Source organism: Fluviicola chungangensis, assembly GCF_007558725.1.
In the GTDB taxonomy this organism is placed as follows: Bacteria; Bacteroidota; Bacteroidia; order Flavobacteriales_D; family Crocinitomicaceae; genus Fluviicola; species Fluviicola chungangensis.
Genome location: NZ_VLPL01000005.1, coordinates 242,702 through 257,557, shown reverse-complemented (window position 1 = coordinate 257,557; position 14,856 = coordinate 242,702). Strand labels below are relative to the sequence as shown.

The window sequence follows — 14,856 nt, the reverse complement described above, 5'->3', positions numbered from 1 at the left end:
ATTAATGTCTGCTTTTTCTAAGAATTCCTAACGAAATGGAGTTGTCTATCGGGAACATGACTGTTAGTTGAATGTCGAGGTTCATCAGCTTTAACTGGTCCATAACATCCAGGTATTGCACACTGAAACCGGTATAATCCGCATAGCGATTTTGATCATTGACAATGGAACGAAATCCGTACCGGAAATTACTTTCCAGGCTAATTGCAAAATAATTGGCAAAATAGGTAAATCCTACACCGGCAGAGAGTCCGAAGTTTGCTTTGTTTATGTGCTCGGTAAGATCTGCTTCACCCGTTTTATCTGCTGTTTTTTTGTCCACTTCTTCATCAATGGTATAATCATAAAAGATTGTTTTTTTCGCTTGGTGTCTGAAATTGGCAAAAATTCCGGCCTGGACATACGGAGAGAATTGGGAACTTGTAAAATCCCAGCGCACCAGTAAAGGAAGATTCACCCCGGACAACTTTTGCTGATGCATCATTTCCATTCTGAAATCGGAACCGTTCATCGTATCTGACCAGGAATAAGCAGTGCGGTAATCAAAACCGCATGTTTGATATGCCGGTTGAAACACGATTGCAAGATTCTTTTTAAAGGAATAGGAAAAATACAAACCGAATTGAGAACCTTTGTTTTTAAATAAAGGCTGGTAATCTTTTTCCGAATCAGTATTACTTGCCGATGATTGGGGGGTAATCATCAGTAGATTATAATCTTTAACAACATGTGCTGCACTGAAGTTCATTCCGCCTGAAATTCCGAGATAGATCCGGCCTTTTCGGTGCACAGTGTATTTTGTTTGGGTCGTTCCGCTGAAACTTATCAGAAGAACCGCCAATAGCAATAAAATTCTGTTTAACATCATTATTTGGAAAGGATTACTTTTTCAGTGAGAACCACGCTGTCGTTGGCAATTAAAGTGACAAAATAGGTTCCGTCGGCATAGCGGGATAAATTAAACTCCAGTACATGTTCTCCGGGAACAGTTGGTGCATCGGGAATATTCCCGATTGTCCGCCCGGAAATATCTTTGACTTCAATGTGAACCTTGGTTTCTTTTTTCAGTATATACGAGATACTGATACCTGAATTCGTTGGATTCGGATAACATTTGAGCCACAAATTTTCTTTGAACAGTTCGGTGACACTCAATTCCTTGCACGCTACATAATCTACCCGGTTGGCGACGAAATTCTCAAACTTCACATGTTCGATTGCTGCATCAGGTGCGCCAAACCAGTCTTTTACCACCGAAGTGAAAACTTGCCTGTAATCGTGCTGTAAGGGAATATTTCCGTTTTGCAGGTTTTGCAAATCAGGGTTGTCTCCATAAACTCCAGGATTCAAACAGGTTCCGTAAACCAACATCGGGGCTGCATTTCCGTGGTCCGTTCCATAACTTGCATTCGATGCCACGCGACGACCGAACTCAGAAAAGGTCATGGTTAATACACGGTCAGCCAATCCTAAGTTTGTCAGGTCGTCATAAAAGGCTTTTACGGCTGATGAAATGTGGTACATCAATGCAGCATGCGAACCCATGGTGGTATTGTTATTGATTACCTGGTTGGCATGTGTATCGAATCCGCCGATCCGACACAGGAAGATTTTTGTTCCGATCCCTCCGCTGATCAATCGGGAAATAATTTTCAACTGTGGAGCCAAAGGATTGTTTAGAGAACCACTTGGAGCAATATACGGGTACAAATCAGGATAAACCGTTCCTGAATTTGTTCCGGCATCATATACGTCTCTCAAACGCTCAGCATAATTATTGGACTGTCGTTCAATTTGCATGATGTATTCGATTTCATCACCCGCGTGTGTAGGAGGAAAATTGGTAGGTTCTTCTGCACCGACACTGTTTATCAGATTATAAAATGCGTCCGGGTTCTGAATGGAAAGTCCAGCCGGAATTCCCTGTTCTCTATGGAATGCAAGGGAAACTCCTGTCCCCATTTCGAGTGCCAAAGGATCAGGAACGGTGGCATTCGGATAACCGGTCGGGTAATCCGGATAATAATGCTCAAAATAGCGTCCCATCCAACCGGAATTGAAGTAGTCGTCGTAATTTCCACCCATATACCAAACATCCCGGCTACGGAAATGAGAACCGTTCATGTTTTCATAGGAAACGTTTTGAATGATTGCCATATGTCCGTTGTCATACATGGCTTTCGAACCGACCATGTCCGGGTGCAGTCCGACCTGTTTGTTGGCAGGTAAGCTCGGGTCTAATGTGATGTAATGCCGGTTCCCGCTTTGAGGAATGGCAATATTCGGTCGCAGGTTATAGTAATTTCCGTATTGGTTGATCGGAATCACCATATTCAATCCGTCATTTCCTCCATGCAATTGGATCAATACCAGTATTTTATCATTCAGACTGGATTTGGCCATGGATTCCAAAAGTCCGTCGGGTTGAACCGTGCTTAAAGCAATACCATTAAATTTTAAGAGCATTCCTGTTCCCAGCAAAGATGAAATGCGTACAAAGTCTCTTCTGTCCATAGGGCGTAGTTTTTAAAATAATTGGTATTCGGGTGTTTGCATCATGGCCGTGATCAGCGACTCTAATTGCAAACGCACGTTTACATCGCTGCTCGTATTCACGTAATTGTTCCATTCGGTTGTCCAGTTGGATGCCGGCAGCTGATCAAGCAATACATCGTCGCGGAAATAATTGAAACGGGTGGCATCCAATGTAATCGGGAAAAGCCAATCCACTAATTCCTGGACCAAAATCGTCGCATCTCCCGGATTTGAGCAATTGGTCTCTACAAATTCTACGACATCCAGTTTCAATAAGTTCCCGCTCATTCCGGTGAAACCGGTAATCAGCAATTCCGAAAATTTATACCGGTTCGCCAGGTAATTGGATGAAATCCAGTAGCGATGGTAATCCGGGAATTGGTAATAGGGTTCGTATCCCGCAACATCATAGGGCTCAAAGAATTGAAGTCCCTGGAGATCGAGCTGACCGATCAGTTGACTGTACATTTCATAATGAGCCGGTAACTGTGTTGTTTTATCCGGAACCGTTAAATTGAACAAGCGCATGGTGCCAATGACCAAATCCATCGGGGATTTAATGATCGCACCGATATTGTTGTCTTCTGTAATAGGAGTGTCAAGGTCATAAAAATGCTCACTTTGAAGAAGTATCCCTAATACAGAAGTAATGTTGTAATTGTTGCTGACCAGGGCTGCTGCCAATGGTTCGATGATGTCCGACTCCACTTCCGCAGTTATATCGTAGTAAACAAATTCCCGGTAAATTCTTCTGCAAATGTGTTTGGCAGTGTGCGGAGAAGCAAAAACCATGTTTAAGACATCATCCAACTCGGTATAAACAGCTGCAACAGCTGCATTTGTTCCGGTAACGCTTCCGGTTTGAATCAAGGTATTGCTGAAAGCACTTGAGAATTGTTTTGCAGTTACATCATGTTGGGAAGAAGTGGTTGCAGAGCCTTTCACTTTTCCGGTAGGAATGCTGGTTACGGGATCAATGGTTTGAAAAGTCGGATCGATGCCCCAGCCAGTCAATGCTTTTGTCAAGGCCTGAACGTCCTGTTCGGTGAAATTGGTGTAATTTCCCAGGCTGATTTCTTCACCTTTCCCAACGGTGTATAACTCCAGGAATTCGCGCGCAAAATTTTCCTGTGGAACCCCTTTGATGTTGAGATTCCCATCCAGGTGCAGCAGCATGGCATTGTCGATGACCAGTGCTTTTGTAAGGTCTTTGTAATTCCCCAAAGCATAATAACGCAGCAAACGCAGGTAATCAATCGCAAATTGCGCATTGTTTTCGATCCGGCTCATGATCATTGGAAAATGCGTGTGGTAAAACCAGATCATCCGTTCGGTGAGATTCGGCCCGGAAGAACGCATGTTTTCCATCCACCAGCTGCGGGTATAATCGGATAAATTCGTGCTGTTGGGATTTACGGTATTGGGATAGACCCAATCGGTGCCGCTTGCCGGATCAATCGGAAGTGCCGGAATAGCCTGGGTTTGTGTAAGAGCAGTAAAGGCTGCCTGAGCTGTCATTCCAGCAAAATTGGAAATATCCTGCAGCCTTGGACCTAAAGTGGCACGGCGCAGCAAATGTGCAGCCTTTTGAGTGCCTAAAGCCCCTGTGATCGGATTGAGTGAAGCCATAAGTACCAGTTGTGTTCGTTTTTTATAAAATCAAAAATGACTAAGTCATAAAACCCAGTTAGATTTTAATTAGGAGAGAAGAAGAGAATCAGTTCTGTCGGAGTTTAGAGAACCCAAGTTAGAATTTTTGTTTTACAATTTCAATAAAAATTGATAGGTCAGGTAAAATTTTACCACCAAGGAATTAGTTCTGTTCTGCTTAGTTATTTTATGATCGGGGAAAAGAAGCTTTCTGAACGAATTCGCTAGTTGACGATTTTTTTTTAAATAAACAAGGGGCGGAAAATTTTCCGCCCCTTGTTTTATCAATAATTATTATTTTCTATTACAAATGGATTACTTCTCCGTATGCCGCTGCCGCAGCTTCCATCACTGCTTCAGACATGGTTGGATGCGGGTGAACTGTTTTGATCAATTCTTCTCCCGTTACTTCCAATTTGCGGATAGCAACAATTTCAGCGATCATTTCTGTAACGTTCGCACCGATCATGTGAGCTCCTAATAATTCACCGTATTTCGCGTCGAAGATCAGCTTCACAAATCCGTCTTTTGCTCCTGCAGCAGATGCTTTACCGGATGCGGAGAACGGGAATTTGCCCACTTTGATCTCCATTCCTGCTTCCTTCGCTGCTTTTTCTGTTATCCCGACAGATGCTACTTCCGGAGAACAATAGGTACATCCCGGGATATTTCCGTAATCCAATGGTTCCGGGTGGTGACCAGCGATTTTTTCAACGCAGATAATTCCTTCGGCAGAAGCTACGTGAGCCAATGCAGCAGTAGGAATTACATCTCCGATTGCAAAGTAACCCGGGATATTTGTTTGGTAGAAATCATTTACAAGGATTCTTCCTTTGTCAACAACGATTCCCAATTCTTCCAGCCCGATATTTTCAATATTTGCCTGGATTCCGACAGCTGACAGAACCACATCGCATTCGATCTTTTCTTCTCCTTTAGCTGTTTTCACAGTCACAACACATCCCTTTCCGGAAGTGTCAACTGCTTCAACAGATGCATTTGTCATGATATTGATTCCCGCTTTTTTGAAGGATTTCTCCAATTGCTTGGATACTTCTTCGTCTTCGATAGGAACTACGTTCGGTAAGTATTCTACAATCGTTACTTCCGTTCCGATTGCATTGTAGAAATAAGCAAATTCCACACCGATTGCACCTGAACCTACCACAACCATTTTTTTAGGTTGTGCCTTCATGCTCATTGCTTCACGATAACCGATGATTTTAGATCCGTCTTGTGGCAAGTTCGGCAACTGACGGGAACGTGCTCCGGTTGCTATGATGATTCCTTTATCAGCGGAATACTCAGTCACTTTACCATCTTCACCGGTTACAGCAACTTTTTTCCCAGCCTTTAAAACACCGGTTCCTTTAATCACATCAATCTTGTTTTTTTTCATCAGGAACTGAATTCCCTGGCTCATTCCGTTGGCAACGCCTCTGGAACGCTCGACCATTCCTCCGAAATCTGCTTTTGAATCCTTTACGGTAATCCCGTAATCAGATGCATGTTGAATGTATTCAAACACGTTGGCACTTTTCAATAATGCTTTTGTTGGAATACATCCCCAGTTTAAACAGATTCCACCCAATGTATCACGCTCTACAACTGCAGTTTTCAAACCCAATTGTGATGCGCGAATAGCGGTAACATATCCGCCGGGACCACTCCCAATAACTATGATATCGTAATTCATTTCTTTTATCAATAAAATGGTAATGGCACGAAATTAATCAATTCTCAGGAATTGTGAACGAATATGTCTTCGAATTGAGAATTTCTCACATCTCCATCCATCATGGGAGGAAACGGATATTTCAAAAAAAGCGTTTATTCCTTCGGGAATTTCTAATTTTGAGCAAAAATTGACAAAATGGCTCAGTATCATCTAGCGATCGAACAGGCAAATCAGCAATACATCCAATTCAAAGTGATTTTTGAAAATGTAAGCCCGAACGCCATTATTCATTTACCGAAATGGAGACCGGGAAGATACGAACTGGGTAATTTTGCAAAAAATGTCCGCGGATTTAAAGTGTTTAACCAGGAAGGGAAAGCGGTTGATTTCCGGAAAGTGGACCTTTCATCCTGGGAAATCCAGGTGAAGGAACCTACAACTATTCGCGTAGAATACAGCTATTACGCATCCGAATTAAATGCCGGGTCAACTTACCTGAGTAAGGAAATGCTGTATTCCAACCCGGTGAATTGCTTCATTTACCAGGAAGGAAAGAAAGATGAGCCATGTGAAGTTGTCCTGGATATTCCTTCGGATTGGAACATCGCCGGTTCGATGGAAAGAGAAGGAAATGTACTGAAAGCTGCCAATTTTGATGAGCTGGCAGATTCTCCGTTCATTTGTTCTGCGACTTTACAGTACAATCAATACGAATCGCATGGAACGATCTTCCATTTGTGGTTCCAGGGTGACTGTACAGTGGACTGGGTCCGTTTGATCAATGATTTCAAAGCCTTTACCGATAAACAGATCGAGAAATTCATGGAATTCCCGGTTCCACATTACCACTTTTTGTTCCACATTCTGCCTTATAAAGCATACCATGGGGTGGAGCATCAGAAATCGACGGTGATTGCTCTTGGCCCTACCTATGATATTTTCGGAGCACTTTATACGGAATTATTGGGGGTTTCTTCCCATGAATTGTATCATACGTGGAATGTGAAGGCCATTCGCCCGATCGAAATGTTTCCATACGATTATCAGTCCGAAAACTTGTCCAAATTGGGCTACTTGTGTGAAGGCGTCACAACGTATATGGGGGATTTGATGTTATACAAATCAGGTGTGTTCGATCTGAAACAATACTTACATGAGTTTACCGGTCAATTGCAAAAGCACTTTGATAATTTCGGACGCTTCCATTATTCCGTTGCCGAATCCTCTTATGATACCTGGTTGGATGGATACATACCGGGTGCGCCGGGTCGTAAAGTTTCCATCTATACGGAAGGTTGTTTGCTGGCATTCGTTTGTGATGTGAAAATCCGTGAGCATTCGTCAAATAAACATGGGTTGGATGAATTGATGAAACGCCTGTATTTCAACTTTGCCTTGAATGGAAAAGGGGTAAGTGAAACGGATTACCTGGACTTATTGAAAGAATTGGCGGGAGCAGGAACAGAAGAATTGATCCATGATTACTTCTATGGGACAAGACCCTTTGAAGCGATTTTAACGGAAGCGTTGGAATCAATCGGATTGGAATTAACCCACAGACCGAACCAGAAATATTCTGCAGGAAGAATTGGGTTTAAAGCAGTGCAGTTGGGAGCACATTTCCAGGTTGCGGCAATTTATCCGGGGTCTCCTGCCGACCTGGCCGGTTTGATGCTTCAAGATGAGATCATTGGAATCAATGAATTTAAACTCAATGGTGACATCGATCAATGGCTGACTTACCTGGATGACCAAAATAAACGTCTGACTGTTATCCGTCAGGGCAAAATACTGGAATTACCTTTACCGGAAGTTCAAAGAAGCTTCTACCTGGAATACGGAGTAAAACCAATAGAGAATCCAAATTCAGCTCAGAAAAAAGCATTTGAATATTGGTCAAAATAAATAGGCAGGCAGTTAACCGCCTGCCTATTGATTGCAAATAATCTGTGTGATTGATTATTTTAATAATTGAACGTGTCCGGTTTTTGTAATTTTCTTATCTGATTGAGAGGATTTAAAACGAATGGTCCAGGTATAGATTCCCGATTTACAAAGTTCTCCATTGTATGTTCCGTCCCAGCCAAATTTCGTGTCGTTTGACTCAAATAAGGTTTCCCCCCAGCGGTTATAGATCGTTAACGTATAGTTGTAAGGATCAAAACCGGAAGTGAATACCGGAGAAAATACATTGTTGAATTCATCGCCATCCGGTGTAAATGTATTCGGGACATAGTAAACCAATTCTTCCTGGATAGTTACTGTTACCTGAGCAGTATCCGGACAATTTCCGGCATTATTTGCGATCAGGGTAATCACGTAATTTCCTGCATTTTCCGAATATATATGACTCGGGTTAAAGGCATTGCTGACATCTCCATCACCAAAATCCCATGAATAAATAGAGGCATTTGCAGAGGTGTTGAAAGTATGGAATTCGGGATTCATTAATCCATGGATCGGGTCGTTTACCGAAAATTCGGCTATTGCATTGGGTAATGCGCAAATGAAACTTGGGAAAGTTGTTGTTGTTGAACATCCCACTGCACTGGTAGAAGTGACAGTCACATCATAACAACCGGCACTGTTGAATGTATGATTAACATTGTTCAGCTGATTGGAATTTGCTGTTCCATCACCAAAATCCCAGGTAATGGAACCTGAAACCGGGGAACTTGCATCGACCAGTGAAGCAGTAAACGGTACACAGCCCGATGTATTCGGAGAGGAAATTTGTACAACCGGTATTGGATTTACGGTAATAGTTGCAGTTCCTGGTATTGCACAGCCTCCTGTAACAGAATAACTAATGGAATGAACACCCGCACCTGCTTGTAAAGGTGAAAATTCACCGGTAGTGGCATTAATAATCCCGTTGCCTGACCAGGTTCCGCCGGCTATGCTGGCTGAAAGAATGGAATTCGGAGCAGTTTCACAAAAAGGACCCGCAGCAGCGATGACCGGTATTTGCCCGGAATTAACAACGACATTCGTAGTGGCAGAAGAAGTACAGCCGTTTAATGAGGTATTAACGGTATAAGTTCCTGCTGCATTGAGCGTAGCAGGAGTAGAAGCATTTTGCGTATTGGCAGAGAATCCGTTTGGTCCGGACCAGCTGTAACTTGCTCCCGGCAAACTTGTCGCTTGGAGTTGCAGGGTGCTTCCTTCACACAAAGGTCCGTTATTCGTTGCATTGACAGTTGGAACAGGATTGACTGTTACCGTCATTGTAGCTGTATTCGCACAGGTCCCGGTACTTCCTGTGACAGTATAGGTTGTAGTGACCGTAGGATTTGCCGTCACAGTTGCTCCGGTTGCGGAGGACAATCCTGTTGAAGGGCTCCAGCTGTAATTAGCAGCTCCGGATGCATTTATTGTTGTTGACGTTCCGCTGCAAATACTGGTGTTTGGAGAAACGCTAACAACTACAGGTGTAACGGTAACAGTTACAGGTAAAGACGATGTACAGCTTCCACTGGTTCCTGAAACAGTATACGTTGTAGTCGTAGAAGGATTTGCCGTAACGGAAGCTCCGGTAGTAGAAGACAAGCCCGTTGATGGCGACCAGGAATAATTGGTTGCACCGCCTGCTGTTAATGTGGTTGATCCACCATTACAAATACTCGTGTTAGGAGAAACGGTAAGCCCCAGGGGAGTCACTGTTACGGTTACTGTTCCGGTAGCGGAACACGATCCGGTTGTTCCCGTCACGGTATACGTTGTAGTAGTTGTCGGACTTGCAGTGACGCTTGCTCCGGTAGAAGCTGATAAACCAGTTGATGGTGACCAGGAATAAGAAGTAGCGCCACTTGCGGTTAAAGTTGCAGAAGCTCCGCTACAGATACTTGTATTGGGAGAAACGGTCAGGTTCAACGGAGTCACAGTAACGGTAACGTTGGCGGTAGCAGAACAGGATCCTGTTGTCCCGGTAACGGTATAAGTTGTGGTTGTCGTTGGATTTGCTGTTACGGAGGCTCCTGTTGTGGAAGACAGTCCTGTTGCCGGTGACCAGGTATAATTAGTTGCTCCGGTTGCCGTTAAAGTCGTGGAAGCTCCCGAACAAATGCTCGCGTTGGGCGAAACACCAATCGTGAGGGGAGCAACAGTCACAGTCACAGTCCCGCTGCTTGTACAACCGGCTGTATTTCCGGTGACCGTATAAGTCGTGGTGCTGGCAGGGCTTGCGGTAACTGTGGCGCCCGTTGTGGCGGATAATCCTGTGGATGGTGACCAGGTATATGTGCCTGCTCCACTGGCAGTCAATGTTGCGCTGCCGCCCGAACAGATTGTTTGAGCTGCCGGAGGAGTAACCGTGGCACTATTCACAGTAATTGTTGTGGATGAAGTGGCATTACAAGGAGCAACACCTACCGAATAATTGATCGTGTGAGTTCCAAGTCCAGCCGTTGCAGGATTGAACATTCCCGATGAGGAAACCCCTGGTCCTGACCAGGTTCCTCCCATATCAGCAGCAATCAATTGAGTTGATCCTGAGGAGATGCAAAATGGGCCTGCTGGAGTAATTGCCGGGTTTGGAGATCCGGTTTGAGCTCCTCCTGCACCAAGTTGCATGGTAAAACTACTCGAAGATCCGCTCCAGTTTTCAACCACGATCATGATTTCCTGTCCTGCGGTTACATATGGCGCCGGTACAGAAGAAGAACAGGGAAAAGAGTTTCCGAATTGGTTACAACCGCTTGCGGCACTGGCGTAATTACACCCGATTTCGTTGCTCAGGTTCTGAATAGCTGTACAAGGAGCCTGGCCATTGGGAATATTGAATACTGCAACATCGAGAAAACCGGTACTTGCATTTCCGTTAATCAGCATATTCAATGGTCCGGAGGTGGTAATATGCAGAATGATGTATCCCATATTAGGTCCAAAGAAATCAAGACAAGAACTGACATAAGGTCCGGGAGTCACAAACGTAAACGGACCGGCTGTTCCGGGCGTACAAATCGACGTGTTTGTATTACACTGGGCACTTGCCGATTGGTTTCCGATAGTTATCGGGAGAATAAAAGAAAAGGAAAAAGAGAGTAGGAGAGCAACAAAAAGTGATTTAATGTATTTCATAACCGTTGTATCCAAAATGTGAAACTAACTCATTGATTATTGCAGGTGTGAGCTGTACGTTGCAGTTGATGCGAACAGATGTAAAATCATCACTGAAATCGATTACGTTCAGATAGGTATAATGAGCCCTTAAACGAAGGTTTACCTTTTCTTCTCTTTGTGCATCTCCCAACGGGCGATAAGATAAGAACGTGAAAGTGTAATTATCCAGTTGCTGAATAATGCATGTTGGGTTGTTTCCCGATTGATGCAGAAGCATGTCCACTTCAGAAGTAGATTGTTTGTTCGAGATCAATTGAGAACGAACCGCATATAAGGAATCGACGTTAGATGATGTCTGACCGAAAGCTATAGTTGAAAAAACGACAGCTGAAGCAGTTACAACATAGCAGATTAGCTTTGTTTTGCAGTAGTAGTACATTATAAAATTAGTTTCTGGTTCGAAGATAAAACGAAACAATTGATTTGTGGTTGCCTGGAATGTTAATTAAAAAAAGCGTGTTATTGATAACACGCTTTTTAAAAATAAAGTTAGAATTTATAACTGATCCCTAAACTCGGTAAGAAGGGGAATTGATAAATCTTCGTATTCGTAACCCGGTTTACATAGAAAATGTTTTTTCTATTGTAAGCATTGGTTACTGCTGCAATAATTTCAAGCTCTGTTTTATTCTTGAATTTGAATTGCTTTTTAACAGTAATGTCCAATCGGTGGTAAGTCGGAAGTCTTTTTGAGTTGAATTCTCCCAATAGAACTCCTACAGAATTTGAATTACTTGTTGTGTAATCGGTATTCACACCCTGGCTAAACGATTCTGTCTGATAGTATCCGGAAGTTGGAGTAAACGGAAGTCCTGATCCGAAGTTCCACCGTACATTCAATTCCAGGTCTTTTTTCTTTCCAAAGGCATAAGAGGCAACAATATTTACGTTATGTCTTCTGTCGAATACCGGTGCATAGGTGGTAAATCCGTCCCATCTGGTTGATTTGGCATAAGAATAAACTCCCCATAAGAACAGGCGGTTTAAAGTATATTTTAACAAGACATCTACCCCGTAAGATTTTCCGCTTTCAATCAGGAAATCTTTTTTGTAAACGTCATCTTCTTTGGAGAATTCGGAAACATCTTCGTATAATTTGTTTGTGTTGATATTACTAAGCTGAGGGAAGTATTTATAATATCCCTCGACATTCAGCATCAGGTTTTTGGTCAGGTCTAATTCACCTCCGAGAATCGCGTGCCAGGAGTATTGAATTCCGTTCTTGGGATTTTTCTCTTTCCCGCTTTCCGTAATAAAATTCTGCTGAACATTTGATGGAGCACTTAACAAGCCATTAAATAAATTCACAATATCCCGGTCTGATGAAGCTGTTGTAAAGTTTTGGGAATAACGTCCTCCCGATAATTTCAGACGGAAAAAATCAGTTGCATTATATTTTACCCCCAAACGAGGTTCCAGTGAAATCGTACTCAAACTTGCGTAAGCCTGAACGCGCAAGCCCGGTTGAACAACGAATCGTTTGGTAACGAACTTGTAGTTGGCATAAGCTCCGATCTCAACTGTATTGTTCTGATCCTGGATTTTGGATGCAACTTCATTGTAGGTCAAATAATCCGTTTTGAAAATGTTGATCCCGATACCGTAATCAATCTGACTTTCATTTTTTAAGAAATAGGAGAAATCAAAGCCAAGATCTGTTCCGAAAATAGAACTTGTTCTCGGTTGGGAACCTACTTCCTCAAAATTAGTCTTGTAGCTGGAAGTTGTCAAATGTCCTTTGATAAAGGTCTTACCACCTCCAGGAAGCAAGATCCACGATAATCCACCTCCTGCTTGCTGAAAATCAAGAGCAGCTGATTCATTGTAATTCACTTTGTCCGTGTTACTGAATCCAAATACCGAGATTTTGGATCCCTGACCGGTTGCAAAAGTCAACTTTCCATACAAGTCAGTGAATTTATACGGTAACCCGTTTCCGTTGTTGACTCCACGGTACAAATCTTTTGCAGTGTAATCCAATAGGGCGTGTTTTGCAGAAAAAATAAATGATCCTGCACCTGGTCTTCCTTCTTTCGCACGGTAAATAGGTCCTTCAACCACTAATTTAGCCAGGAAGGGAGATACCGAAACCTTTCCTCCGAAGTTCTTCTTGTTTCCGTCTCGGTAAGTAATGTCCATGATAGAAGAAATTCTTCCCCCGTATTTGGAGTCAAATCCTCCGGTATAAATATCTACGTTCTTAACCAGTTCGGTTTCGAAGATGGAGAAAAATCCAATGGAGTGAAAAGGGTTGTAAATGGTCATTCCATCCAAAAGTACTTTGTTTTGAATAGGTGTTCCCCCTCTAACATACAATTGTCCACCCTGGTCACCGGTTGTTACAACTCCCGGGGTAACTGAGAAAGCTGCCGTAATATCATTTTCAGCACCTACAGCCGGAATACGTTCCAATCCTTTTTTGTCCAATTTGGTAACGGACATCAATACTTCGGTTGTTTTTGCCTTTGTTTCAGCTGAAATCACCACTTCGTCAATACCTATGGCATCTACCGGTATCAAATCGATGCGCAATTCAGTGATCCCGCCTTTTTCAATAACTTTAACTTCTTTGTTGTACTCTTTGAACTCTACTGTTTGAACCTTTAAAAGGTAGGTCCCGATCGGAACTTTTGGGATGGAAAAGAACCCGTTCACGTCAGTGCTGGCTCCTAAGATAGCTTGTGATTTTTCCGTTGGGATCAAGACTGCTTTTTCAAATGGAACGACCTCTCCGTTTTCATTGTTAAATATGAATCCGCGAACGGTGTGATCTTGAGAAAATGAGACAATTGAAACGGTTAGGAAAGCAAATAAGGAGAGTATGTGTTTCATATGTTTTACCATGGTTTTTAAGAAGTTCCGAAGTTACATAATTAACACTAATTAACGTGTGAAAATGTTGAAAAATGATTAAACGTACAGATTATTGATTAAACGGACTTTAACTAATTGAGAATTGAAAATGTAAAAATTGAAAAGGCATAAGTCTGTTGGTAGTAATGATTGTTTTTTTTAAATCATAGAAGTCTAAAATTTTAAATCCTTTTCAATTGAATCATTCTCCATTTTCAATTCTTGCGGAGCAAGATTTTAGCTTTTTCCCAATAAACATCCATTTCTTCCAGGGACATTTCGCCCATATTCTGCATGTCTTCAGTGATCAGTTCTTCCATTTTCTGAAAACGGGATTTGAATTTGCGGTTGGTGGATTCCAATGCATCTTCCGGGTTCACATCAATGAAACGAGCATAGTTTACCAGTGAAAACAACACATCTCCGAACTCATCCTGGATTTGTTCCGGATCCCTGGTTAGTTGTGCGTCGTGAAGCTCCGTGAATTCTTCGATTACCTTGTTTTTCACGTCTTCAATATCCGACCACTCGAAACCGATTCCTTTTACCTTCTCCTGGATACGCATGGCTTTGATCAGGGCCGGTAAGGTGTTGGGAACTCCTTCGAGAACCGATTTCTTGCCTTCTTTTAATTTGATTTTTTCCCAGTTGGCTTTCACTTCTTCTTCCGAATCAGCTGTTACGTCCCCGTAAATATGCGGATGTCGGTGGATCAGCTTATCACAAATTCCATTCAGAACACTGGTGACATCAAAAGCGTCCAGCTCGGAACCGATTTTAGAATAAAAAACCAAGTGCAGGAATAAATCTCCCAATTCGCCCTGGATTCCGTTCAAGTCATTTGCCTGGATCGCATCCGCCAATTCATAGGTTTCTTCGATAGTCAAATGCCGGAGCGACTGAATGGTCTGTTTCTTATCCCAGGGACATTTTTCCCGGAGGTCATCCATAATGGTTAACAAACGTGCAAATGCTTCCAGTCGCGGGTCGTTGTTTAAATTATTATTAGCTAATTCCAT

The 14,856-nt window shown here is 42.7% G+C and carries 9 protein-coding genes; 1 reads left to right on the top strand and 8 read right to left on the bottom strand.

The window, feature by feature from the left end; translation table 11 throughout:
• Window position 1: 1 nt before the first annotated feature.
• From FO442_RS11910 to lpdA, 4 genes are all read right to left on the bottom strand, one after another.
• Window positions 2-868: a porin family protein gene (locus tag FO442_RS11910; RefSeq protein ID WP_144333418.1), complete on the bottom strand. Its 867-nt coding sequence runs from the start codon at window positions 866-868 to the stop codon at window positions 2-4.
• Window positions 868-2,514: a DUF1501 domain-containing protein gene (locus FO442_RS11905; RefSeq protein WP_144333417.1), complete on the bottom strand. Its 1,647-nt coding sequence runs from the start codon at window positions 2,512-2,514 to the stop codon at window positions 868-870. The genes FO442_RS11910 and FO442_RS11905 overlap by 1 nt, the downstream gene beginning before the upstream one ends.
• Window positions 2,515-2,526: 12 nt before the next feature.
• Complete coding sequence (locus FO442_RS11900) at window positions 2,527-4,164, bottom strand: DUF1800 domain-containing protein (protein WP_144333416.1); 1,638 nt, start codon at window positions 4,162-4,164, stop codon at window positions 2,527-2,529.
• A gap of 325 nt (window positions 4,165-4,489) precedes the next feature.
• Complete coding sequence (lpdA, locus tag FO442_RS11895) at window positions 4,490-5,881, bottom strand: dihydrolipoyl dehydrogenase (RefSeq protein WP_144333415.1); 1,392 nt, start codon at window positions 5,879-5,881, stop codon at window positions 4,490-4,492.
• 177 nt (window positions 5,882-6,058) lie between these two features.
• Here lpdA and FO442_RS11890 point away from each other — a divergent pair, with 177 nt between their 5' ends.
• Window positions 6,059-7,768, top strand: a complete 1,710-nt coding sequence (locus FO442_RS11890; RefSeq protein ID WP_144333414.1) for a M61 family metallopeptidase — start codon at window positions 6,059-6,061, stop codon at window positions 7,766-7,768.
• Between the two features lie 54 nt (window positions 7,769-7,822).
• Here the strand turns inward: FO442_RS11890 and FO442_RS11885 are convergent, their stop codons facing one another.
• The 4 genes from FO442_RS11885 to mazG form a co-directional block, all read right to left on the bottom strand.
• Window positions 7,823-10,942 carry a PKD domain-containing protein gene (locus FO442_RS11885; RefSeq protein WP_144333413.1) on the bottom strand — a complete coding sequence of 1,040 codons (3,120 nt, stop codon included), beginning with the start codon at window positions 10,940-10,942 and terminating at the stop codon, window positions 7,823-7,825.
• On the bottom strand, window positions 10,929-11,363 hold the full coding sequence (locus FO442_RS11880; RefSeq protein WP_144333412.1) for a hypothetical protein: 435 nt from the start codon (window positions 11,361-11,363) through the stop codon (window positions 10,929-10,931). Before FO442_RS11880 ends, FO442_RS11885 begins: the two co-directional genes overlap by 14 nt.
• A 110-nt stretch (window positions 11,364-11,473) precedes the next feature.
• Complete coding sequence (locus FO442_RS11875) at window positions 11,474-13,816, bottom strand: TonB-dependent receptor (protein WP_186280084.1); 2,343 nt, start codon at window positions 13,814-13,816, stop codon at window positions 11,474-11,476.
• A gap of 236 nt (window positions 13,817-14,052) precedes the next feature.
• The gene (gene mazG / locus FO442_RS11870; protein ID WP_144333410.1) at window positions 14,053-14,856 is read right to left on the bottom strand and encodes a nucleoside triphosphate pyrophosphohydrolase; all 804 of its coding nucleotides are present in this window, start codon (window positions 14,854-14,856) and stop codon (window positions 14,053-14,055) included.

Bases quoted from the DNA above. Each gene is read 5' to 3' on its own strand.
- FO442_RS11900 (WP_144333416.1), bottom strand. From the start codon at position 4,164: ATGGCTTCACTCAATCCGATCACAGGGGCTTTAGGCACTCAAAAGGCT.
- FO442_RS11880 (WP_144333412.1), bottom strand. From the start codon at position 11,363: ATGTACTACTACTGCAAAACAAAGCTAATCTGCTATGTTGTAACTGCT.
- FO442_RS11910 (WP_144333418.1), bottom strand. From the start codon at position 868: ATGATGTTAAACAGAATTTTATTGCTATTGGCGGTTCTTCTGATAAGT.
- FO442_RS11885 (WP_144333413.1), bottom strand. From the start codon at position 10,942: ATGAAATACATTAAATCACTTTTTGTTGCTCTCCTACTCTCTTTTTCC.
- FO442_RS11905 (WP_144333417.1), bottom strand. From the start codon at position 2,514: ATGGACAGAAGAGACTTTGTACGCATTTCATCTTTGCTGGGAACAGGA.
- mazG (WP_144333410.1), bottom strand. From the start codon at position 14,856: ATGGAATTAGCTAATAATAATTTAAACAACGACCCGCGACTGGAAGCA.
- FO442_RS11890 (WP_144333414.1), top strand. From the start codon at position 6,059: ATGGCTCAGTATCATCTAGCGATCGAACAGGCAAATCAGCAATACATC.
- lpdA (WP_144333415.1), bottom strand. From the start codon at position 5,881: ATGAATTACGATATCATAGTTATTGGGAGTGGTCCCGGCGGATATGTT.
- FO442_RS11875 (WP_186280084.1), bottom strand. From the start codon at position 13,816: ATGAAACACATACTCTCCTTATTTGCTTTCCTAACCGTTTCAATTGTC.